24 protein-coding genes are annotated in these 22,791 nt (G+C 65.0%); all 24 read right to left on the reverse strand.

Features of this window, described 5'->3' with window-relative positions:
- Positions 1-7 precede the first annotated feature (7 nt).
- Entirely contained in the window at positions 8-1,651 is a 1,644-nt protein-coding gene (locus DH08_RS03275; RefSeq protein ID WP_192177875.1) for an MFS transporter, read from the reverse strand.
- A 308-nt stretch (positions 1,652-1,959) separates the two neighbouring features.
- Positions 1,960-2,226, reverse strand: a complete 267-nt coding sequence (fliQ, locus tag DH08_RS03280) for a flagellar biosynthesis protein FliQ (RefSeq protein WP_006204067.1) — start codon at positions 2,224-2,226, stop codon at positions 1,960-1,962.
- Positions 2,227-2,253: 27 nt separating this feature from the next.
- Positions 2,254-2,661 carry a flagellar hook assembly protein FlgD gene (gene flgD, locus DH08_RS03285; RefSeq protein WP_192177876.1) on the reverse strand — a complete coding sequence of 136 codons (408 nt, stop codon included), beginning with the start codon at positions 2,659-2,661 and terminating at the stop codon, positions 2,254-2,256.
- Positions 2,661-3,104: a flagellar biosynthesis repressor FlbT gene (gene flbT / locus DH08_RS03290; RefSeq protein ID WP_006204069.1), complete on the reverse strand. Its 444-nt coding sequence runs from the start codon at positions 3,102-3,104 to the stop codon at positions 2,661-2,663. The genes flgD and flbT overlap by 1 nt, the downstream gene beginning before the upstream one ends.
- Positions 3,101-3,448, reverse strand: coding sequence for a flagellar biosynthesis regulator FlaF (gene flaF / locus DH08_RS03295; protein ID WP_006204070.1), 348 nt, complete (start codon positions 3,446-3,448; stop codon positions 3,101-3,103). The genes flbT and flaF overlap by 4 nt, the downstream gene beginning before the upstream one ends.
- 31 nt (positions 3,449-3,479) lie before the next feature.
- Complete coding sequence (locus DH08_RS03300; RefSeq protein ID WP_192177877.1) at positions 3,480-4,532, reverse strand: flagellar hook-associated family protein; 1,053 nt, start codon at positions 4,530-4,532, stop codon at positions 3,480-3,482.
- A gap of 3 nt (positions 4,533-4,535) precedes the next feature.
- Entirely contained in the window at positions 4,536-5,987 is a 1,452-nt protein-coding gene (gene flgK, locus DH08_RS03305) for a flagellar hook-associated protein FlgK (protein WP_192177878.1), read from the reverse strand.
- A gap of 30 nt (positions 5,988-6,017) precedes the next feature.
- Positions 6,018-7,274, reverse strand: coding sequence for a flagellar hook protein FlgE (locus DH08_RS03310; protein ID WP_192177879.1), 1,257 nt, complete (start codon positions 7,272-7,274; stop codon positions 6,018-6,020).
- A 104-nt stretch (positions 7,275-7,378) separates the two neighbouring features.
- Positions 7,379-8,047 (reverse strand): response regulator transcription factor, encoded by a 669-nt coding sequence (locus DH08_RS03315; RefSeq protein ID WP_006204074.1) that lies wholly within the window; start codon positions 8,045-8,047, stop codon positions 7,379-7,381.
- A 233-nt stretch (positions 8,048-8,280) separates the two neighbouring features.
- Positions 8,281-8,871 carry a transglycosylase SLT domain-containing protein gene (locus DH08_RS03320; RefSeq protein ID WP_246800667.1) on the reverse strand — a complete coding sequence of 197 codons (591 nt, stop codon included), beginning with the start codon at positions 8,869-8,871 and terminating at the stop codon, positions 8,281-8,283.
- Complete coding sequence (gene fliK / locus DH08_RS03325) at positions 8,801-10,198, reverse strand: flagellar hook-length control protein FliK (RefSeq protein WP_192177880.1); 1,398 nt, start codon at positions 10,196-10,198, stop codon at positions 8,801-8,803. The genes DH08_RS03320 and fliK overlap by 71 nt, the downstream gene beginning before the upstream one ends.
- Positions 10,195-11,652, reverse strand: a complete 1,458-nt coding sequence (locus DH08_RS03330) for a chemotaxis protein MotC (protein ID WP_192177881.1) — start codon at positions 11,650-11,652, stop codon at positions 10,195-10,197. Before DH08_RS03330 ends, fliK begins: the two co-directional genes overlap by 4 nt.
- The gene (locus DH08_RS03335) at positions 11,649-13,028 is read right to left on the reverse strand and encodes a MotB family protein (protein ID WP_192177882.1); all 1,380 of its coding nucleotides are present in this window, start codon (positions 13,026-13,028) and stop codon (positions 11,649-11,651) included. The genes DH08_RS03330 and DH08_RS03335 overlap by 4 nt, the downstream gene beginning before the upstream one ends.
- Entirely contained in the window at positions 13,025-13,651 is a 627-nt protein-coding gene (locus tag DH08_RS03340) for a hypothetical protein (protein WP_192177883.1), read from the reverse strand. Before DH08_RS03340 ends, DH08_RS03335 begins: the two co-directional genes overlap by 4 nt.
- A 3-nt stretch (positions 13,652-13,654) precedes the next feature.
- A complete protein-coding gene (gene fliF, locus DH08_RS03345) occupies positions 13,655-15,301 on the reverse strand; it encodes a flagellar basal-body MS-ring/collar protein FliF (RefSeq protein ID WP_192177884.1) in 1,647 nt (548 codons plus the stop codon).
- 155 nt (positions 15,302-15,456) lie between these two features.
- Positions 15,457-16,341 (reverse strand): flagellin N-terminal helical domain-containing protein, encoded by an 885-nt coding sequence (locus DH08_RS03350; RefSeq protein ID WP_192177885.1) that lies wholly within the window; start codon positions 16,339-16,341, stop codon positions 15,457-15,459.
- Between the two features lie 249 nt (positions 16,342-16,590).
- Positions 16,591-17,475, reverse strand: coding sequence for a flagellin N-terminal helical domain-containing protein (locus DH08_RS03355; RefSeq protein WP_192177886.1), 885 nt, complete (start codon positions 17,473-17,475; stop codon positions 16,591-16,593).
- A gap of 209 nt (positions 17,476-17,684) precedes the next feature.
- Entirely contained in the window at positions 17,685-18,416 is a 732-nt protein-coding gene (gene fliP / locus DH08_RS03360) for a flagellar type III secretion system pore protein FliP (RefSeq protein WP_192177887.1), read from the reverse strand.
- A complete protein-coding gene (locus DH08_RS03365; protein WP_192177888.1) occupies positions 18,413-18,913 on the reverse strand; it encodes a flagellar basal body-associated FliL family protein in 501 nt (166 codons plus the stop codon). The genes fliP and DH08_RS03365 overlap by 4 nt, the downstream gene beginning before the upstream one ends.
- 27 nt (positions 18,914-18,940) lie before the next feature.
- Positions 18,941-19,645 (reverse strand): flagellar basal body L-ring protein FlgH, encoded by a 705-nt coding sequence (gene flgH, locus DH08_RS03370; RefSeq protein WP_192177889.1) that lies wholly within the window; start codon positions 19,643-19,645, stop codon positions 18,941-18,943.
- Positions 19,642-20,223: a MotE family protein gene (locus DH08_RS03375; protein ID WP_192177890.1), complete on the reverse strand. Its 582-nt coding sequence runs from the start codon at positions 20,221-20,223 to the stop codon at positions 19,642-19,644. Before DH08_RS03375 ends, flgH begins: the two co-directional genes overlap by 4 nt.
- A gap of 9 nt (positions 20,224-20,232) precedes the next feature.
- Positions 20,233-21,474 carry a flagellar basal body P-ring protein FlgI gene (locus DH08_RS03380; protein ID WP_006204087.1) on the reverse strand — a complete coding sequence of 414 codons (1,242 nt, stop codon included), beginning with the start codon at positions 21,472-21,474 and terminating at the stop codon, positions 20,233-20,235.
- Positions 21,471-21,995, reverse strand: a complete 525-nt coding sequence (gene flgA, locus DH08_RS03385; protein WP_428338127.1) for a flagellar basal body P-ring formation chaperone FlgA — start codon at positions 21,993-21,995, stop codon at positions 21,471-21,473. The genes DH08_RS03380 and flgA overlap by 4 nt, the downstream gene beginning before the upstream one ends.
- A gap of 6 nt (positions 21,996-22,001) precedes the next feature.
- Entirely contained in the window at positions 22,002-22,790 is a 789-nt protein-coding gene (gene flgG, locus DH08_RS03390) for a flagellar basal-body rod protein FlgG (protein ID WP_192177892.1), read from the reverse strand.
- Between the last annotated feature and the right edge of the window lies 1 nt (position 22,791).

Here is a 22,791-nt window from a genome sequence, read left to right on the forward strand (position 1 = left end):
ATCGGCTTTAATGCTCGATCGGCCCCTTCGGCATGACGAGCGCGGTGCCGGCGGTCGTCGGCCGCTCGATCATGCGGCGGACGCGGGGCGGCTCGCTGCCGCTGTGCAGCGCCCGTATGCGCTCGCCGATGACGGCGTCGGCATGGGTGGCGCGCCTGTTGTGGCGGATGTATTCGAGCCAGGTCGGCGTGTGGTAGTGCTCGATCCAGATCGCCGGATTTTCGAGGTCGCGCGCCAATGTCCAGTTGCGGGCGCCGTCGCGGCGGCGGATGCGGCCGCGCTCGGCCATGGTGGCGAGGAACTCCGGCACGTCCTCGTCACGGATGATGTATTCGATCATGATGGCGATCGGGCCGCTGCGCGGCTTGAGGTCGAGCCCGAGAGGCGGCTCCTTGAAGCGGTTGAGCGGGTCGAGATTGAGCACCGCCTGCTGCGGCAAAGGCAGCAGCAGGCCGATGGTGCCGCCTGCCAGCATGGCGATGCTTGCCACGATGAGCGCGGTCTCGGCGCCATGCGCGTCGGCGACGACGCCCCAGATCCAGCTGCCCAGCGCGATGCCGCCGAAGGTCGCCGTCTGGTAGACCGAGAGCACCCGGCCGACCACCCAGCGCGGTGTCGACATCTGCACCGTGACGTTGAAATGCGACAGCGCGATCACCCAGCAGGCGCCGCCGACGAGCAGTCCGAGCGAGGTCTGCCAGGCGTGGTCGCTGATGGCGGCGTTGAAAGCGCAGACGGCGAAGCCGGCAAAAGCCATGCGCACCATCGACTCACTCGACAGCAACTGCCGCAGCCGCACGCTGATCAGCGCCCCGCCGACCGCGCCGATGCCGAAGGCGCCGAGCATGATGCCGTAGGTCAGGGCATCGCCCTTGACGACGTCGCGCGCCACCAGCGGCAGCAAGGCGAGCACCGCGCCGGCGCTGAAGCCGAAGGCAAAACCCCTGACCAGGACCTTGCCGATGTTGGGCGACATGGCGACATAGCGCAGGCCGGCGCCCATCGCCGCTCCCAGCGTCTCGCGCGGCAGCGTCGACACCGGCAGATCCGGCTTCCAGCGAAACAGCACGATGATCAGGCCGACATAGCTTATTGCGTTGGCGGCGAAGGCAGCGGCAGCACCCGCGGCGGCGACGATGATGCCGCCGATCGCCGGGCCGACGCTGCGCGTCAGATTGAAGCCCAATGAGTTCAGCGCGACAGCCGCCGGCAGCTTGGCGCGCGGCACCATGTCGCCGACCGAGGCCTGCCATGACGGATTGTTCAACGCCGTACCGCTGTCGATCAGGAAGGTGAAGGCGAGCAGCGTCCACGGCGTGATCAGGCCTAGGTAAGTGAAGACGGTGAGGAGCACCGAAACGACCAGCATGAAGGTCTGTGCGACCAGCATGACCTTGCGACGGTCGAAGCTGTCGGCGATGGCGCCGGCAACCAGCGCAAACAGCATGATCGGCAAGGTGGTCGAGGCCTGGACGAGCGCGACCTGGTAGGACGAGGTGGCGATCGAGGTCATCATCCAGGCGGCGCCGACGCCCTGGATCAGGCCGCCGAAATTCGACACCAGGCTGGCCGACCATACAGCCCGGAAAATGCCGTGCCGGAAGGGCGCCAACGCCGAGACGCGGTCGCCGCCCGGCTCGTCATCGATCATCAATGCTGTCCCGCCTGATTACGTCCGTACCCCTCACCGTCATGCCACCTATGGAGGTGGAACACGGCAGCGCGGGAGGCGAACACCACTTCGAAAAAGACCATGGTCCAACAACAGGATAGCACGGCAAAAATACGTCGGGACGCAACTAATCCAAAGGTCCTGGCGCTCTGGACCAATTTAGAGCCTGGTCGCGCGTCCTTCGCAGCGGTGTACAGTGCGTCGGTGAGGGTGCCCGCTGCAGCCGGTCGAAGATTTCGGGCATGCTGAATGGTACCTGGCGAAGGCGCTGGAATTTCCGCGCGGGCCTAGAAGCCGCTTTCGATGCGCTCGAAGATAACATTGGTGAAGGCCGATATCTGGCCGCCGATAAACGGGCCGGTCAGCGCCACCACCAGCATGATGGCGACGATCTTGGGGACGAAGGTGAGGGTGATTTCCTGGATCTGCGTCAAGGCCTGGATCAGGGCGATGCCGATGCCGACCGCCATTGCCACCAGCACGACGGGAGCGGATGCGGTCAGCACCGTCCACACCGCGTATTGTACGATATCGAGGGCGTCTGCCTCGTTCATGGCACGGGCCTCGGCTATGGTTCGCGACTAGCTCGCGGCCTTGACCGAGATGCCCGAGGTCACGGGAATTTCCGTGCCGTTCGCCAGCACCGCGATAAGGCCGCTGCTGGCGAGGCGCACCGACGCCACGGTACCTGACGTCTTGCCGTCGGCCGAGGTTATCGAACGGCCGATCAGGGCATCGGCCTGCGACAAGGCCGAGGACTGCATGATCTGGTCGAGCTTGGTGTTGGTCTGCACCGATTGCTCGACCTGCGAGAAGGTGGCGAGCTGGGCCACGTATTGCGTGGAATCCATCGGCTTGGTCGGATCCTGGTTCTTCATCTCGGCGATCAGCAGCTTCAGGAACGACTGGTAGTCGACCGCTGTCTTGGAGGTCGACGTGGTGGTCGAATTGGCGCCGGTCGGTATGGTGGTCGTCATGTCAACGGTCATTAGTATCGGGCTCCCACGGCCAGCGGGCGCGGCGCACCCGCAACATCGTCATTGCCGCCAAGCGCGCGGCGTTCGAGCGGATAAAGCGCACGGATCGCCTTCAGCGCCTCATAGATATGGTCCTCGCCGACCATGCGGTCGATCTGCTTCAGCGCGCTGCAGATCCGTTCGTCCTCGAAACTCGCCAGCAGCATGGGCAGCGAGCGGCGGAACATGTCGCGCGCCTCGGAGGCCGCCTGCGGGTTCATCAGCATGACCTGCAGGATGAAATAGAGCTGCTTGAGCGGTGTCGACGCCTCGTCGGCCTGGATGACATGGCTTTCGAGCAGGAACTGCACGTCGTTCATCAGCTCGATGGCGACCTTGCGGTCGACGCGGATGACGGCGCCGTTGATGTAGATCTTCTCGTTCGGCTTCAGCGATATCTTCAGCGTGTTGGTCATTGAATGCCATCCCGGATGATCTGGGACACTTCGATAAGGCCTTCGAAATTGTTCGTGCGGCCCTGACGGATGTCCTCGGCCTCGCGCAGCAGCCACAGGCCGATGGAGATCAGGTTGGCGCGCAATTCCTTGGGCAAGGCATTGTCGCTGGAGCCGAGATCCTCGACGAAGGTGGTCCATACCCGGTTGGTGAAGTGCAGCGCCTCGGCTGCTTCCATCGAACCATGGCCGACGGCCGCCGCCGCCGCGAGCATGTCGATCGAGCGGGTGAGCAGCTGCCGCTCCCGGTCCTTCGCGTCGGCGACGGAGTCGGTCTGGATGTCGGCGTAGGAGAATTGGTACATCTTGGGAGCTCTGCCGTTCCGGTGGGTGGTTTCAGGTCAGGTAATTCAACAGGCTGAGTTGCTGCAGGCGCGCCGTCAGCGCGAAGGACGTCTCGATATGCTGCGTCAGGTCGGCGACGCGGGTCGCGGCCTCGGCGGGATCGACGCCTACGAGGTCGATGATATGCTTCTCGAACAGGTCGACCTGGGTTTTCATGCGATCGGTGGCGTCGGACACGCGGTTCTGGGCGAGGCCGGCCTCGGACCGCACCTGGACAAGTCCGCCGATGGCCTCGCCGACCAGCGTCTGGGCGCGGCTGGTGACCGCAGTCCTCGCCGCTTGGCTGATGGTGCTGCTGGAAAGCAGGCTGGCGACCATGGCCGATGCCATGGCGAGCTTGCGGATGCCTTCTTCGTTGGCGCTGACCGAGGTTTCGGTGGTTTCGTTGAGCGCGATGCGGCTGGTGATCTGTTCATCGGTGGCGTTCGACCAGGTGCCTTGCCAGCCCGAGCCGAGGAACTGCGGCTCGACGCTGGTGGTGATGAAGTCGTCCATCTGGGCAGCAGTGATGCTGGCTGCGGCCGGGTCGTTCTGCGCGAAACCGAAATAGGCGACGAAGGAAGCGTCGAAGGCAGCCTTGGCGGGGGAGCCGGCGGCCGTGAAATCATCGATAGGCTTGACGTCGGTGTTGGTGCCGGCGAACAGATATTCGCCATTCACGCCGGTGTTGAGGATTCCCGTCATCTGCTGCAGCGCCGAGGCGCCGGCGGCCTGCGTGATGCTGGTCGAGGAATCGCCGGATACGGCGCTGGTCAGGGCCGAGAGGAAACTCTGCGCAACATCGGAGAGCTGGCCAAGCGAATCCTGGGTCGATGTGAGCCGGGCGGCGACCAGCGCATTGGAATCGATGATGCCGTTCAGCCGGTCGAGATCGCGCGAGAAGGTCACGGCCTGAGTCGTGCGTCCGCCAAGCGCCAGACCGACATCGGCGACCTGACCCGTCGACGACTCCTTGGTCGCCTTGACCAGTTCGGCCTGCATGCGCATCTGCTGATAGCGCATGGCATTGGACAATGCAGCTGAGGAGACGGATGTGGCTTTCATGGATTATCCCACGGCATCGAGCAGGGCTGACAGCATGTCGTCGACAGTCTTCATCATGCGCGCCGAGGCCTGATAGGTGTGTTCGAGATCGAGCAGCAACGACATTTCCTGGTCGACATTGACGCCGGTGTCGTTGGACAGCGCCTCGGCCGTGCGCGTGGCCAGCGCTTCCTTGGCGTCGGCGGTCGTCGAGGCCTGCTGGCGCACGCCTTCGAACCAGCCGATGGCGTTGGCGGCATAGTCGGAGACGCTGGATGTCGTCGTGATGCCGGCGGCGGCATCGAAGGCCATCGGCTGGTCGAGCCTGTCGCCATAGGCGATCAATAGGTCGGAATAGGATGAGCCGCTGGTGTTGAGGATATAGGCCGCACCGTTGGCGCCGCCGTCGCGCAGCAGCGCCGGGTCGCCGCCGGCGCTCGGATCCATCGCCATGTTGACGCTGATCGAACCGGCAAGGCCATTGACCAGCGTGCCGGCCGCCGGCACGGCGGGCGCGCCGGACCAGGTGAACAGGCCGGCAGCATCGGATTGCGACGGCGCGGTTTCGGCGAAGGCGGTGATGAGACCGCGCGCGGTCTCGTCGAGCTGGCTCTGCATGGTTGCGGCGACGCTGTCGCGCAAGGTGATCAGGCCGGCGAGCTTGCCGACGGCGCTGGTGTTGTCGCCGGTGCCGGCGGAGACCGGGACGTTGTCGATATAGACGGTGTTGCCAGGGGTGCCGGCGGTGTAGCCGGCCGACGGCGTGAAGCTCACCGAGCGTGGCACGGTCTCGAATAGCGTCGTGCCGTCGGTGGTGGTGATGACCATGTCGTTGTCGCCGCGCGTAAAGGTCGAGACGGGGCCATATTCGGCAATCTTCTTCAGCAGCGCGTCGCGCTGGTCGAGCGCGTCGGACACGTCGGTGCCCGAACGCGTTCCGGAGATGACGGCCTTGTTGGCATCCTGGAACTGGCTGAGCAGCGAGTTGAGATCATCGACGGCGGTGGCGATCTGGCTGTCGGTCTGGGTGCGGAAATCCTGGATCGCCGTGGTGCCGTCGTTCAGCGAGCGCACGACATCCTTGGCTGCGTCGATGACGCTGGCGCCGAGATTCTGGTTGGACGGCGTCGTCGCGTAGAGCTGCAGCGCATTCTGCAGATTGGCGATCGCGGTCGAAGGCGAGGAGGCGTTGTCGACGCCGTTTACAGCGAGATCCAGCTGGTCCATGCCGCTGTAGAGCGCACTCTGGCCACTCCATGCCGAGAGCGCGCTGAGGTTCTGGCGAAACAGCAGGTCGTTGGCCGCCCGCTGGACCTCCACGGAACGGGCGCCGGGCGCCGTGCTGGTGATGACCGCGGTGCGGCGGGCGTAGTCCGAATTGGAGGCATCGGCGACGTTGCGGGAAACGATGCTGGTCTGTTTCGACGTGGCCAGAAGCGACGACTGGGCGATGCTCAATGCGGAAGACAGCGACATGCGGCTCTTTCACGGGCGGACGCCCGTCGTTTATCTCTTCAGGTTGACAAGGACGTCCATCAGGTCGGAACCCGTCTGGAAGACTTTCGAATTGGCGGTATAGCTGCGCTGTGCCGCGATCATGTTGGTGAGTTCCTCGGCGATATCGACGTTGGAATTCTCGAGTGCGCCTGAGACGATCGAGCCGAGCTTGCCTTCACTGGCGAAGCCGATGCGCACGGCGCCGGAGTCCGAACTCTGCGAATAGACATTGCCCGGCAATGCGGTGAGGCGATCGGGACTGGTCACGTCAGCCAGCGGGATCTTGTAGAGCGGCTTGGTGGAGCCGTCCTCGTACTGCGCGTAGATGACGCCGTCCTCGCCGATCTGGACACTCTCGATGGTGCTCGGGGCGTTGCCGTTGACCTCAGCTTCTGAAACCGTGTAGCCGGTGCCGAGCTGGGTCAGCTTGGACAGATCGATGCTCAGGGCCGCGCCGTTCGGCACGGTGAGCGAGATGCTGTCGACGGCGCCCGTGAGCTTGCCGGTGGTGGTGTCGAAGGTCAGGTTGGCCGAACCCAGTGCGCCACCCGTATAGGGGAAGGACGTGCCGGCGGTGGCCTGGGACTGGTCGAAGACCGAGACTTCCCAGGTGCCGGTTCCGGTGTTGGTGAAATAGACGTCGAGCAGCACCTTGTTGCCGAGATTGTCATAGGCGACCAGCGAGGACTTCGACGTGTATTCGGCGGTCGCACTGTTGGTCGAGGGCAGGCTGCCGGCAGCAACCGTCGTTGCGCCCGCCGGCAGATTGCCGGTGAAGGTGCCCTCGGTGCTGGGGGTCGCCGTCATTTCCTGGTCGGAAATCTGCACCGGCACAAGGCCCTCGAAGCCGTTGGCGGTGGCGGCCGGCACGCCGTTGTCGTAGCTGTAGGCCATCAGCTGGTAGCCGGCGGCGTTGACCAGCTTGCCCTCGGCGTTCGGAACAAAGGCACCTGCGCGGGTGAGGTAAGGCGTTCCGCTCGGATCCTGGACGACAAAGAAGCCGTCGCCATTGACCGCCAGGTCCGACACCGAAGTGGTGTACTGGAGCACGCCCTGGGCGCTGATCGAGGAGCGGACCGTCGTGGTGACGCCGCCCGAATTGTAGGCGCCGCCGGTGCTCGGCATCACCAGCGTCGAAAACTCCGTCGAGGACCGCTTGTAGCCGGTGGTGTCGGAATTGGCGATGTTGTCGGCGACGGTCGACAGGCGATTTGCCTGCGCGTTCATGCCGGAAACGCCGGTCCGCATCATTCCGTACAGGCTCATCGAAACGTCTCCTCAATGCCCCGAGAGTGGGGTCCATGACAGTGGTCGCGAGCCTATGCCCTGTGTCTTGCGCGAGGCTGGCGCGGGCCGAGCGGGCGCGAGCATCAAAACACCAGCCGATAGCCGAGGAAGCGCTTGGAATCGATCGGGTCGTGGCCGAGCTTTTCGCGCAGCTTCTTGCGCAGCTTGCTGATATGGCTTTCCACCACGTTCTCCTCGACCTCCTCGTCGAAGATGCCGTAGATGGCGTTGAAGACCTGGGTCTTGGTTACGCGCCGTCCGCGATTGCTGGCCAGATATTCGAGGATACGGCGCTCGCGGCGCGGCAAGGGCAGCGGCTGGCCGTCGATCTCGGGATCGCGGCCGTCCATGAAGATGCGCATCGAGCCGACCTCGGTATAGGGCGCGTCTTCCTGCGCGCGGCGGCGGATGGCGGTGATGCGGGCCAGGATCTCGCGGATGTGAACCGGCTTGCGGATGACATCGTCGACGCCGCTCTCGAACAGCCGAAGCGTGTTTTCGAGCGAGTGCTGCTCGCTCAGCGCAATGACCGGAGCACCGGTGCGGTCGCGGATCTGGCGTGGAGAAATCGCGCCTTCCCGGCAGTCGCCGATGAGGAAGGCCCTGACCGAGCGCAAATCGGTGTCGGCCGCCGAGTTCACCCATTCCCCGAATTCGCCCGGAGCGAAGCCTGCACAGGCGACGCCTTCGCGATCGAAAAGTGAGTTATAGCCTTCAGTTACGAGCTCTCGCTCGTCAACGATCACGATCATCGGCCCGCCCTCCGAATCAGCTCATTTGCCCCGTGGAAAAAGGCGTATCCGGTGGCGGGAATCCTGAACAACCGTCATTTCTTGTAGCTATTTTCTTGGGAGTTTTTTTGGGACGCGTAAATAAGCGCGGTCGCATGGGTGCATCGGCGGTGTATCGGCGGCTGCGTCTTGCGGGGGCGCGGCTGCCTCCAGCAGGGCTGAGAAAGTCGGCGAGGCTGTCGCGCGATCTGCAATCATGGATTGCAGAAATCGCGAGCGTTGGGCGTCCATTTCCCGAAGCCGGTGGCGACCATGTTGGCGATGACGCGGCAGACATAGATCTTCTGCGCCGGATCGTTGTCGGGCCCGGCATGGTACCGGGCCACCGCCATCGACCAGGTCAGGTGACGGGCATGGAGACTGGCCAGGAACCGCGCCGCGTAGTCGACGTTCTGGCGCGGGTCGAGCATGTCGGCGACGCTGCGGAAATGCGAGGCGTGATAGTGGTGGTTGATCTGCATGCAGCCGAGATCGATCAGCGTCTTGCCTTCGCGGCGGGCAGTCTCGAACGTTGCCAGGGCCTCGGCCCGGCTCCTGGGGAAGACAGCTTTTCCTTCTATGTTCAAAGCGTTAGGCTGGAGGCTGCCCTTGTTGCCGGTCTCGGTCAGTCCGACGGCATAGAGGATGCCGGCGGGCACGCCGTAACGGTCGGCGGCGCGCAGGATCTCCGGCTCGCAAGGGTTGCCGGCCGCGTTCGCGGCGCCGGCGGTGACGCTAGATAAACATGCCGTCGCCAGTGCGCTCGCGAGCAGGCGAAACAGCACGGCCGATTTCCTGTGCGTCATTGGGGTAGTTCCTTCCCGGCTGCTGGCCACCGGAACCGGCATTGCCGCCGCTCGGGTCGCCGGACTGAAAGGCGGACTGTTCGCGCCCCGTCGACATCGGCAGGGAACTGCTTGCATCGGCGCGGGCGGCCGTGGGGACTGCTATCGAAGGTTGCAGGATCGCGACCTTGTCGACGTCGAAACCGAGCCCGCGCAACGACTTGACGATGGCCTCGCTGTCGGCCGCCAGACGGCGGTATGCCTCATGGGTTTCGGGCTTCAATTCGATCGAAAGCTGCTCGCCGGCAAGCCGTAGGCTGGCGGTGACCATGCCAAGCTCGGCCGGGTGAAGCTCGATCCTCAGAATATGTGTCGGAACGGCAACAGAGCTGGCCATCTGCGGGCTCGCGGAGGCCGTCGAAAAGGCCTGACGCAGGCCGCTGTCGGACGTGATGGCGTCAATCAGGACCGATGTCGTCTGGCTCATCGGGCTTTGCGCTGGGGCCGGGAAGCTCTGCTCGGCGACGACGTCGATGCGTGCGGCGGACGTAGCCTGTTTGCCCTGTTCGGAGGGCATCGCCGATCTGATGGCTTCAAGGCTCTTCGACCCAGGCGCGGGCCGCTTTGCCGGTGATGCCGGCACGTCTGTCGCGATCTTGTCCTTCGACGGGATCGTAGTGTCGTCATCTGGACGCGGCGGCCCGTTGAGGACGGAGCCAACGACGTCCGGCTGCCGGAGCTGTCCTGGAAGGCTCACGCCGTTGGCGATGCGTTCGGCCTTTGCGATGGAGCCGACATCGTGCGCATTGGAGCCGGAGCCTGAGCGGGATTTCTTCAAGGAGGAAAGCTGTTGCTGCGCGGGCAGTGGCTGGCTTTCGAGCGTCGACTCGGCTGTCTCCCCGTTGGCCGTGGCCGCGCTTCCTTCCGCCTTGGCCGCCGCCGAGAATTGCCGGATGTCATGCAGGGCCATCAGCAACGGCAGGCGGTCCTGAAGCGATGCCACATTCGCGCTTTGCGCGGCCGGTTCCGCGTCGTCACTGGCCTTGCCCGTATCGGTGTCGGCATCCGCCTTCGCGATCCTGCCGGCGGGCTGTTTCGGCGAAGCGGCCCTGGCTGACGGCTCGTGGTCGGGCTGCACCTTGCCAAGGTTCACCGACGCACCCTTGGCCCATCGTGCGCCGTGCGGCCCGGCGTCGTTCGGCTGGCTTTCCGGTCCGGCCGGCTTTTCGGTGCCGCGCACCATGTCGTCGAAGCTTGACGTCTCGCTGCTGCCGTTCGTCGCCGCCGCCTTGGATGGCGCGCGCGTGGAAACAAGTCCCGGAAGGGCCTGGCCGAGGCTGGTGGTCATTTCGGAGCGGCTCCAAGCATCTGGTCGATCAGGTCGAGTTGATGGCGCGTGTTGATCATCACCGCGTCGGTGGGATCGTGCGGATCGAGGCCGCCAGCCGATGCCGATGCCGGTTGCGGCACCGGGGCATCGGTGGACGCGGACGCGACAGCCGGTGCAGCGGCAGGCGCGGAGCCCTGCGCCGCCGCCGTCGGGGAAGCAGAAGCCGCTGACGATTTATCCGGCGGCGCGGCGGCCACGGCCGGCGCCTCCGACGGCATTGCGGCAGGGGCCGATGCTTCGGCTGCCGGTTGCTCGGACATCACGCCTTCGACCGGCGGCAGGCCGGCCTCGTCGGATTTGTCCGTTGCGGCGGTTTCGGTCTCGGGTTTCGGCGCGGCGGCAGGGCCGGGTTCTTGGGCGGGAAGGGGGGCGGGCGGCGCGACCACTTCGCCGGCAATGGCTTGCGCGGCATCGAGCAGGTCGCGGTCGCTTTGCGAAAGCCTGCTGCGGTCGATCTTGCCCAGCTTGGCGCGCACGTCGTCGATTGTGCCCGACGTCACTGTGGACAGGCTGGAGTAGAGCTGGGCGCGCGGATCGTTCTCGTTGTTGTTGCCGTTGCGGCCCTGCTCGGCCCTGGCCGCGGCAAAGGCGGAGAGATCCGTCAGTCCGTCGATCGCCGCGCGGCGAGCGATACGCAGATAGATCACCTTCTCGCGTTCGGGATCCATCATCGCGGTGATGTCGGCGAGCTTGTCCTGGCTGATCGCCATGTGCAGCGTGATGATGCCCGAAACGAAGGAGTCCGCGAACTGGCTGGCATAGGGCGAATAGAGATAGCTCGCGACATACTGGGTGGAAGCAAGGGCGAAGCGCGCCGCGTCGCCCTGCGCCGCAGCGATGCCGACGGAGCGGCGAAGTGCTGCTTCCTCGACCAGCGTGCCGGGGCTGAGCAGGCGGGCGTCGTCGAGCAGAGCGAGTGCCTCGGCCGGCTCGTCGGTGGCGAGCAGCGAGCCCTTGACCAGCGCCACGAAAGCGCCGAGGTCGCTCGGCAGCGTCATCGGGTCGATCGGCTTCAGTGCCTCTATCGCCTTGGCGGGCCGGCCGTTCAGATAGTCGATGATACCCTTGGCGATGGCGTGGCTTTGCGGATCCGCTTCGGCGCGTGAAGTCGCCGCCTCGACCGTGACCGGGTTGCCGCCGCTCATGCCGTAGACGAGCAAGGCGCGGAAATTCTTTGGCTCCTTGAAATCCTCGGCATCCGCCGCGCGCAGGCGCGTGTCGACCATTTCCAGAAGCTTGGCCTGCATCGGCAGCGCCGCATGGTCGCCGGCGGCAATACTGTCCTGCACGAGCTGCAGTGAGCGCACCAGCTGATAGGGTTGCAAGGCCCCCTCGGCGAAGCCGGTCGAGGGCGGCCCGGCGGTCAGCAGCAGCAGGCCGATGGCGCGGCCGATGATGGTCGCACCTCTCATCCGCCGCTCGTCATCAGGATCTCGATGCGGCGGTTCGCGGCCGCCATCGGATCGGCGCGATCTTTCGGCTGACGGTCGGCAAAGCCCGCGACCTCGGTGATGCGACGCTCGTCGACGCCGCCGCGCACCAGCATGTAATAGGCGGAATGGGCACGCGCCGTGGACAGCCGCCAATTGTCGTAGGTGTCGCTGCGGAACGGCCGCGCGTCGGTATGGCCGTTGATGCTGATCGTGCCCTTCTGGCCGTTGACGATGCGGCCGATCTTCTCCATCGCCAGCACCAGCTCGCGCCTCGGCATGGCCGAGCCGATCTCGAACATGCCGAAATCGAGCTGGTCGGTGATCGAGATCACGACACCCTTGTCGGTTGCCTCGACCGAGACACCGTCACGCAGCTTGTCGCCCGGCTTGAAGGCCTCGGCCAGTTGCTGCTTGACCTCGGCCGCGGCCTTGACGGTGGCGGCGCTCGGCGCCTTTTCGCCGGCATCGGTCCTTGCGGTCTCCTCGGCCTTGACGGTTTCGACCTTTGCTGCGGGCTCGGTCTTCGGCGCCGGCTCGGCCTTCGCCATGGTTTCGGGTTTTGCCGCTTCGGTCTTTGCCGTCGACGCCGGTTTCGGCTCCGTCTTGTCCGGCGCGGATTTTGCCAATGGCTCGAGCGGTGCAGCCGTCACGGGCGGCGCCGGCGGCACGGCCTTGACCTTCGGCACCTGACTTTCGGCGACCTTGTCGCCGGCCTTCACCGGATCGCCTTCGATCCTGGTGCGTTCGGCACTTGCCTCGGCGCCGGGCGCGGCCACCTGCTGCGACCAGAAGTCCGGCGCGAACGGATCGCGGTAGGATACGCCGCCGGAGGCACCGGTCGCCGGGCCGGCATTCTGCACCCCGCCATCGCCCTTCTCGCTGACGTTCTGCATCACGCCGGTGTCGGCGGCGATCTCCGACAGGACCGCGTAGGGGTCGGCAAACATCTGTTCGTCGGAGCGGTCCGATGCCTGCGAGGATTCCTTGGCCTGCCTTTTGTCCGAAGATCCGGCAGCGCCCTGGCCGTCCTCGCCGGCCTTGCTGGCCCCGTCCTGCGGGTTGTCGGCCGTCAGCCCGACTTTGCTCGGGCCATCGCCGACATCTTCAAGCCCCTTGCGGCTGGAATTGCGGTCGATCAACTCGACCGGGTTGAAGTAGCTGGCGACGGCCGCCTTGGTCTGCTCGTTGGCGGCGTTGATCAGCCACATGACGAGGAAGAAGCACATCATGGCGGTCATGAAATCGGCAAATGCGATCTTCCAGACGCCGCCATGATGGCCGTCGTCATGGTCGTCATGATTGCGCTTGACGATGATGATCTCGTGCCTGGCTTCGCCGGCCTCGACAGCGCTCATGACAGGATCTCGGACAGGGAGGCCGACCATTCGGCGATGCGCGTCTCGAAGACCGTTTCATCGATGGCAACCGTCAGGTCGAAACCTGGGCTCTCGACAAAGTCGAGTTGCGCAGCGCGCGGGCCGAGAGAGGTCTTCAGTGTTTCGAACAGCGAAAGCGGGCCGCGCACGGAGATGCGCACTGCCTCGGAATCGGCGATGGCCTCGCCGATGGTGCGGGCAAGAGCCTCGATCGAGCGCTTCTGCAGGTCGTCGGTGACGATGCCGCCGACGATGCGGCCGACCGTGGCGCCGACAAGGCCGGTCAAGCGTGCCTCCATTGCCTCGATGCGCGCGGCGACGGCGGCGCCGAGATCGCCGCCGAAGCTGTCGAGAAAGGCTTTCGCTTCCTCGGCATTGGCCTGGCGCTCGGCGTCGAGCGCGGCCTGATGGTCGACGGCAAGGCGCGCTTCCAATGCTGCTTCGGCCACGGCGACGGCTTCGGCGATCAGCGTGCCGATATCGGCCTGCGGCGGGGGCGCTTCCGGCTTGCGCTCGGCTTCGCTCGTGGCCTGAGGCTGAGCGCCGCGCTGGGCTCGCGTGCCGAAATCCGGCAGGAGGTCGAAGAGGGCGACTGAGGCCATGGTTTATCCCGCGACTTCCTGGGCGGCCCATTTGCGCAGGATATGCGCGGTGCGCTCCTCATTGATGTCGACCATGCGGGCAAGGCGGTCCTGCGGCGCGGGCCTGATCTTCTGGCGAAGGTCGTCAAGCGGGGTGGAGCCGGGGCGGGTGCCCGGCAAGGCGACCGGAGCGGCCGCCGTTTCGAGAGCGGCGGGGTCGGGGGGCGGCAGCGAACGCTGCACGTCCTCGAAGCTCGGACCGGCGAGGGCTGGCGTTGCCCTTGCCGTCAGAGCAGCTGCCATCGGCCTCAGACCGAAGAAAGCCACCAGGAACACCACGACGATGAAGGCGCCGGCGTTGATGAGGGTGCCGGCATGCGTTCCGATCGATGCCAGCATGCCAGGCTGTTCGATCGGCTCGCCGTCCAGCCCGTCGATGAACTCGACTGCCGAGACGTCGATAACGTCGCCGCGCTTGTCGTCGAAACCGGTGGCCGAAGCCACCATCTTCTGGATGTCGGCAACGCGCTTGGCGATCTGTTCGGGCGTTGCGTCCTTGCCGAGGATGGTTGCCAGCCGCTGCTGGTTGACGACCACGGCGATCGACATCTTGGTGACCGAATAGCCGTTGGAGACGGTGGCAATCTTCTTCGAATTGATCTCGTAGTTGGTGATCTCCTCCTTGCGGTCGTTCTGGGAGGAGGATTGCGGGCCCTCGGTGCTGGTGGTCTGGGTCTCCGGCAGGTTCTGCTCGACGCTTGTCGGGGCCGACGCCTGCTTCTGGTTGTTGTTCTCATTGGCCCGCACCGACTGCACGGAACGCTCGACGCGCGACTCCGGATCGAAGATCGTCTCTTCGGTCTGGCGGGTGTCGGTGTTGACGTCGGCCTTGACGCTGGCACGGAAATTGTCGGGACCGAGATAGGGGGTCAGCGCGCGGCGGATGTTGTCGCCGATCTGCGCCTCCACCGTCTGCTCGACGCCCAGCGTGCGTGCGGCGCTGGTGTTGGAAGGGTCGTCGCCGGCCGCCAGAAGGTTGCCGTTGGAATCGAGCACCGTCACCTTGTCGGCCGAGAGACCGGGAACGGCGGCGGCGACGAGATGGCGGATCGACATGGCGCTCTTTTCGGCATCGATGCCGGAATAGCGGATGACCACCGAGGCGGAGGGCTGCTGCTCGTCGCGGCGGAAATTGGCGCGCTCTGACATGACGATGTGGACGCGCGCCGCCTTGATGCCGGCAATCGACTGGATGGTGCGCGCGATCTCGCCTTCCAGTGCCCGCACCCGGGTGATCTGCTGCATGAAGGATGTCAGGCCGAGCGAGCCGACATTGTCGAACAGCTCGTAGCCGGCATTGGCGCTGGTCGGCAGACCCTTCTCGGCAAGCAGCATGCGCGCCTGCGCGGTGGTGCCGGCCGGCACCAGCACGGTGGTGCCGTCGGGGCCGACGTCGAAGCCGATGCCGGCTTCGCCCAACACCAGGCCGATCTGGTTCACGTCGGAGCGTTCAAGCCCGACATAGAGCGTCTCGTAGGCCGGCCGGTTGAGATAGACCGAGGCAACGCCGATGACGGCCATGACCAGCGCGGCGATGCCGCCCAGCATGGCGAGGCGCTTGACGCCAAATCCCTGGAGATTCGAGATGATGCTCTGGATCTGTTCCGGCACGATTCTACGGCTCCCAGCAAGACTGTCCGTGGGAACACTAGACCGCGAAGCTTGTGCGAGGATGATAGGCGGAAACGAAAAGGCCGCGCCCCGGGCGCGGCCTTTCAATCCGAAGAGAAATGCTTGTCAATCCGAATGGAAAAATTTGCCTGGGCCTAGCTCTTGAACAGCGACAGGATGGACTGCGAGTTGCCGTTGGCGATGGACAGCGCCTGGATGCCGAGCTGCTGCTGGACCTGGAGCGCCTGCAGGCGGGTCGATTCCTTGTTCATGTCGGCATCGACCAGGGCGCCGACGCCCTTGTCGATCGAGTCGCTGAGGTTCGACAGAAAGCTCTGCTGGGTGTCGATGCGCGACTTGGCGGCGCCGAGATAGGCAGCGCCGGTCGACAGTCTGGCAAGCGCGGTTTCAACGTTACCGAGTGCAGTGTCGATGGCGGTGTCGGTGACCGCGGCGGCGCTCGGGTCGAAGAAGGTCGTGGCCAGCAGGCCGCCGACGATGCCGCCGGTGCCGGCGACGTCGAGAACCTGGGTGTCGGCGGCCGTGACGTCGATCGTGTCGATGGCGACGGTCGTGCCGGTGCGGTTGTAGGAAGCGACGATCTTCAGGTCAGAAGCGGCCAAGCCGTCATTCTGCAGCAGATTCGAGCCGGCATAGCTGGCATTGGTGACGGACGACTTGATCTGGTCCTGGATGGCCTTGATTTCCGTCGCGATCTTCTGCTGGTTGTCCTGGCTCGCGCCACGGGCGGTGACGAGCTTGGCCTTGATCAGGTCGACCTGGTCCTTGATGTCGGTGATGGCGGTGTAGGCGGTGTCGACCTTGCCGGCGCCGAGGCCGAGCGAGTCCTGAACAGCCGAAAGCGCCTTGTTGTCGGATTTCATCGAGGTGGCGATCGACCAGTAGGCGGCGTTGTCGCTGGCGGTGGCGACGCGGTAGCCGGTCGAAATGCGGGCCTGCGTCGTTTCAAGCTGCTTGTTGGTGGCGTTGAGACTCTGCAGCGCGGTCAGCGCCGCGGCGTTGGTCATGATGCTTGCCAAGATACACCTCTTCTCAAAGCAGGCATGCCTCGCGCATGCCGGTCAACCTGTTCGGCGGGAGCGTCATGCCTGTCGACCAACTGGTGGTCTGCCCGTCCTAAGCGAATGGTTAACCATGAGTATCGCGATATCGTTAATGGCGCGTTAACACCATGCTTTGACAACGAAAAACGGTAACATCTTCACAACGAAAATCGGGCCGCGCTGATGGCGCGGCCCGATGCCAGATAGTTGGAGTTTGGAAGGCGATCAGCCGCGGAACAGCGACAGGATGGACTGCGAATTGCCGTTGGCGATCGACAGCGCCTGGATACCGAGCTGCTGCTGGACCTGAAGGGCCTGCAGGCGGGTCGATTCCTTGTTCATGTCGGCATCGACCAGAGCGCCGACGCCCTTGTCGATCGAGTCGCTGAGGTTCGACAGGAAGCTCTTCTGGGTGTCGATACGCGACTTGGCGGCGCCGAGCGAGGCAGCGCCGGTGGACAGTGAGCTAAGCGCCGTTTCAACGTTGCCGAGTGCGGTGTCGATGGCGGCGTCGGTAACCGCAGCTGCACTCGGATCGAAGAAGGTCGTGGCCAGCAGACCACCGACGATGCCGCCGGTGCCGGCGACGTCGAGAACCTGCGTGTCGGCAGCCGCGACATCGATCGTGTCGATGGTGACGGTCGCGCCGGTGCGGTTGTAGGAAGCGACGATCTTCAGGTCCGAAGCGGCGGCGCCGTCGTTCTGCAGCAGGTTCGAGCCGGCGAAATTGGCGTTGGTGACCGACGACTTGATCTGCGCCTGGATGGCGTTGATTTCGGTCGCGATCTTCTGCTGGTCTTCCTGGCTGGCGCCACGGGCGGTGACGAGCTTGGACTTGATCAGGTCGACCTGGTCCTTGACGTCATTGATGGCGGTGTAGGCGGTGTCGACCTTGCCGGCGCCGAGGCCGAGGGAGTCCTGAACGGCGGAAAGCGCCTTGTTGTCGGATTTCATCGAGGTGGCGATCGACCAGTAGGCGGCGTTGTCGCTGGCGGTGGCGACGCGGTAGCCGGTCGAAATGCGGGCCTGCGTCATTTCAAGCTGCTTGTTGGTGGAGTTCAGGCTCTGCAGCGCGGTCAGCGCCGAGGCGTTGGTCATGATACTGGACATGGCTACTCGTACCTTGTTTTTACACGTGTTTTTTTGACATACCGGCTTGTCCGGTATGACGGTGCGGCATCATGCCAATGATCGCTGAAACAGATCACCCGCCATCTGCCGCGACTATGGTGGCAAGTCCCTACCAAAGCGCTAAATCGGACGGTTAACCGAAAATATATTGCGGGAAATTCTTGCAGGCGCCGCGTTTGGCCGGACGGTCAGGTGAAGGATCGCACCAGGCTGCCGACGAGCAGGTTCCAGCCGTCGATCAAAACGAAGAACAGGATCTTGAAGGGAAGCGACACGACGGTCGGCGGCAGCATCATCATGCCCATGGCCATGGTGATGGTGGCGACGATCAGGTCGATGACGAGGAACGGCAGCACGATCAGGAAGCCGATCTCGAAGCCGCGGCGGATCTCCGAGATCATGAAGGCCGGCACCAGGATGCGCAGGTCGACGGTCTCCTTTGCAACGACCTGGCCGCGCTCGCGGGCAAGGTCGGCGAAGAGGTCGAAATCCTTGTCGCGCACATTGCGCAGCATGAAGGTACGGAACGGGTCCGAAATCTTCTCGAATGCCTCGGTCTGGCTGATCTGGTTGTCCATCAGCGGCTTGACGCCGGTGTTCCAGGCCTGGTCGAAGGTCGGCGCCATCACATAGAAGGTCATGAACAGCGACAGCGAGATAAGGATCAAATTGGCCGGAGTCGATTGCAGGCCGATGCCGGCGCGCAGGATCGAGAAGGCGATGACGAAGCGGGTGAAGCTCGTCACCATGATCAGCAGGCCCGGCGCCACCGACAGCACGGTGAGCAGGCCGAACATCTGGATGATGTAGCCGACGGTGGTGCCGTCGGCCTTGCCGATGCCGCCGAGATCCAGCTGCTGGGCTCTGGCGACGGATGTGGCGACGATCAACAGCGCCGCGGCGACAAGAAATCTTCTCATTCGAGCAGCAATGTCCTGATCAGAATCTGTTTGGCATGACCGCCGCTGCGAATGGCGGCGCGCTCCTCGAGGTCGGCCTTCAGGTGCTGGTAGCCGCTGGCGCCTTCGATCTGATGCATCTTCAACGTGCGCACCAGGGCCAGTAGATCCTGGTGGATCTCGTCGGTCATCGCCGACGGCTGCGGCGCGTCATAGACCACCGATGCCTCGAGCCTTATCCAGATCTCCGACGGCGAGGCGAGGTTGGTGGTGATCGGTGGAAGCGCGACAAGCGCCGGTCCGGCCCCGGTTCCGTGACCTTCGGCGCCCGCGGCCTTTCCGGTGCTGCCTTCGTTTTCCGGGGCCACCGGTACCGGCACCGGCCCGCCAGCGGCTTTCAGATAGCCGCCGGACAGCCAGCCCATGCCGATGGCGGCGCCCGTCATCCCCAAGAGCATGGCGAGCTGGATAACAAGGGAAGGTCCCTTTTTTGGCTCGACCTGTTCGACATTCGCCATGGCTTGGTTTTCCCCCTCCGGCCCGTCCTAGAAAGGCAGGACCTGATCGAGGACCTGCTGGCCGTAAGCCGGCTGCTGGACCTCGCTGACGCGGCCACGGCCGCCATAGGAGATGCGCGCCTCGGCGATGCGTTCGTAGGAGATGGTGTTCTCGGCGCCGATGTCGGACGGCCGCACCATGCCGGCGATGGTCAGCACCCTGAGCTCGTAGTTGACGCGCACTTCCTGCGAGCCCCGGATCATCAGATTGCCGTTGGGCAGGACTTCGGTGACCACGGCCGCGACGTTCAGCTCGAGGTTTTCCGAGCGCTTGATTTCGCCGTCGGCGTTGGTCTCGGTGCTGGAGCTCAGGCCGGCATCGCCCTTGCCGCTTGTGCTGTTGCCTTCCCATCCGAGCGTGACGTCATAGCCGAGCTTGCGCGCGGCGGTGCGGCTCCTGTCGTTCTGGTTCTTGAAGTTCGCCTTGTCGTTGAGCTTGATCTTGACCGTCAGGATGTCGCCATCGCGCAGTGCGCGCGGATCGGTGAACAGCCGGCTCTGGCGATCATCCCAAAGCGAGAATTTCTTCACAGGCGCCGGCGGTGCTTCAGGATAGCTATAGGGGGCGTTGACGCTGCCGGTGATGCCTGAGCCGACCGGCGACAGCGCAGGCTCCCGGCCGACCTCCTTGAGATCGGTGCCGCAGCCGGACAGCACGGCGACGCCAAGCAGGATGAGCATTCTGCGGATCATGACGGATCTACCCTTCGCGCCGCGCTGGCCATGATGCCGGTGAGCGCAGCCGCCGCCTTCTGGTCCATTTCGTTGAGGATGACGCCGGCCTTGCGCGAATCGAGTTTCATCAGGATGGCGGCGGCGAGGTCGACATTGACCATCGCCAGGCGTTCGGCCGCGGCATCGGGCTTCATGCCGGCGTAGATCTTGACGACGCCGTCCTCGGCGCGCGCCAGGAACACCTCGCGCCGCTTCAGCCATTGCTCGTATTCGGCGCGCTTGTCTTCCAGCGCCTTCATGCGCTGGTCGATGCCGGCCTGCAGTTCCTTCAGCTCCTGCGCCTGCAGCGCATAGCGGCGGTCGCGCGCGGCGTCGGCGATGTTGGAGCAGAAGCGCTGGATCTCGCTTTCGTCCGGCGCCTTTTCCTTCGTCAGTTGCTGCCCGGCCACCGGCGGCGGCCCACCGGGCAGCACCTGACGCACCGTGTCCTCGGCGCCGGCCGGGCCGATGGTCAGGAGCATGGCGGCGAGGGCCGAAGCGAGAAGCGCCGGCGCAGCGAAGCGAGAGTTCGGTTTCGCGGAGAAAGGATCGATCATCGGCATGGCCTATTGGAGAACCAGGTCGGCCTGCAGGGCGCCGGCCGACTTGATGCCTTGCAGGATGGCAATGATGCCGTCGGGCTTGACGCCGAGGCGGTTGAGGCCGGAAACCAGCGTTTCGAGGTTGGGCCCGTCGAGCACGGCGACGCGCGCGTCCGGCCGGGTGGCCTCGATGGCGGTGAAGGGCTCGACCGCGGTCTCGCCCTTGGAGAAAGGCTCGGGCTGAACGACCCTCGGCGCCTCGGTGATGCGCACGGTGAGCGTGCCGTGGCTGATGGCGACCCGCGAGATCTTGACGTCGTTGCCGATGACGATGGTGCCGGTGCGCTCGTCGATGACGACGCGGGCCGGTGTGTCCGATTCGACGACCAGATTTTCGATCTCGGCGTAGAAGCGCGCCGCCGAAACGTTCTTCGGCCTTCTGATCTGCACCGTGCGGGCGTCGCGTTCGGCGGCCACGCGCATGCCGAAACGCTGCGCGGTGTAGTCATTGATGGCGTCGGCGATGCGAATGGCGGTGGAGAAATCGGGGTTGCGCAGTTGCAGAGTGAGCACGGCCTGGTCGTCGAACTCGGCCTGCACCGAACGCTCGACGATGGCACCGTTCGGCACCCGTCCGGCGGTCGGCACGCCTTGTGTCAGCTGCTCGGCCTGGCCCTGGGCGGTGAAGCCCGAAACGATGACGGATCCCTGTCCGACGGCATAGATCTCGCCGTCCGCGGCCTTCAGCGGCGTCATGATCAGCGTGCCGCCGGCCAGCGATGTCGCATCGCCCATCGAGGAGACGTCGATGTCGATGCGGGCCCCCGACTGGACGAAGGCCGGCATGTTGGCGGTGACGATGACGGCGGCGACGTTCTTGGCGCGGGCACTGCCGCCCTCGGTGGCGATGCCGAGGTTTTCCAGCATGGCGCGGATCGACTGTTCGGTGAAAGGCGAATTGCGCAGGCTGTCGCCCGATCCGGCCAGGCCAATGACCAGACCGTAGCCGACAAGCTGGTTGTCGCGCGCGCTCTGCAGCTGGGCGATGTCCTTGATGCGCGACGCCACCTGACCCGGTGGCAGCGAGCTCGGCCCGTTCGACACCCGGAACATACGGCTGGTGGTGGCCGGGTCGTATTCCGGATCGTTGTAGACGCCGCCGTTCCTGGCGGCGAGCTCGCGCTTGGCCTTGGGGGTTAGCCCGTCGGCCAGTGCCGGCTGCAGGCCGAGAACGGCCGCCAGCAATAAGGCAAGTCCGCGCGTCATGTAGCGCTGACCCTGATGGTCCCGTCGGCCATCACCGTACCTGAGACGATTTTGCCGCTGTCGACGTTACGGACCTTGACCAGGTCGCCGGCAGCACCTGGCTGCAAGGAAACGCCCGAAGCCGAGATGGTCAGTGCGCCGGCGGTGAAATAGATCTGCACGGCAGCGCCCTGCTCGACCAGCCAGGCGTCGCGGACGGCGGCGGTGGGAATGTAACGGCCGGGCAGCAGCGTGCGCTTGGCAACCTTGCCCTGAAGCTCCTCGGCCCGCGTGGCGACCGCATCGGGCTTGTGCTTGCCCGGCAGCAGCGTCACCTGCTTCAGGGCGCCAAGCTCGACCGTCTCGCCCGGATAGATCACCCGGTTGGGGATCAGCACGACTTCGCTGACGGCCTGGTTGCTGGCGATCTGATTGGCCGACTGATTTGCTGACTCCTGGGCTACAGCGGGCACGCCGCCGGCCACCAGCGCCAGGATCAGCGCGGTGCGGAGGAATGCGGAGCGGGAGGTCGGCGAGGCCATCATCCGTTACCTGATGTTCTTGGACACCACCGAGGCCATGTCGTCGGCCGCCTGGATGACCTTCGAGTTCATCTCGTAGGCGCGCTGCGCCGAGATCAGTTCGGTGATTTCCTTGACCGGATCGACATTGGACGCCTCGAGATAGCCCTGCTCGACCGTAGCGAAACCCGGGTCGCCGGGCACGCCGACATTGGCCGGGCCCGAAGCCGCAGTCTCCTGGAACAGATTGTCGCCGAGTGGTGCGAGGCCGGCCTCGTTGGCGAAGTTGGCGAGCTGGAGCTGGCCGAGAAGCTGGAGATCGGTCTGGCCATCGATGCGGGCGAAGATCTGGCCCGTCTTGTTGACGATGACCTCGACCGCATCGGCAGGCACGGTGATGGCCGGGACGACATTGGCGCCGTCGACAGTCACCAGCTGTCCCGTAGCGTTGGTGTTGAAGGCGCCGGCGCGGCTGTAGAGCGTGCCGCCGTCGGCACCCTCGATCTGGAACCAGCCCCTGCCGGTCAGCGCCATGTCGAAGCTGTTGCCGGTGCTGGTCAATTCGCCCTGGGTGTGAACGTTGCGGACGGCCGTCGTCTTGACGCCGAGACCGATCGAGACGCCTTCCGGCACCAGCGAGGTGTTGGCGCGGTTGGGCACGCCCTGCGTGCGGTCGACCTGATAGAGCAGGTCGGAGAATTCGGCCCGGGCGCGCTTGTAGCCGGTGGTGTTGATGTTGGCGATGTTGTTGGCGATGACTTCCAGATTGGTCTGCTGGGCGTTCATGCCGGTGGCGGCGATGGCGAGTGCTTTCATG

Origin of the sequence: Mesorhizobium amorphae (genome assembly GCF_014843845.1) — a bacterium.
Lineage (GTDB): Bacteria > Pseudomonadota > Alphaproteobacteria > Rhizobiales > Rhizobiaceae > Mesorhizobium > Mesorhizobium amorphae_A.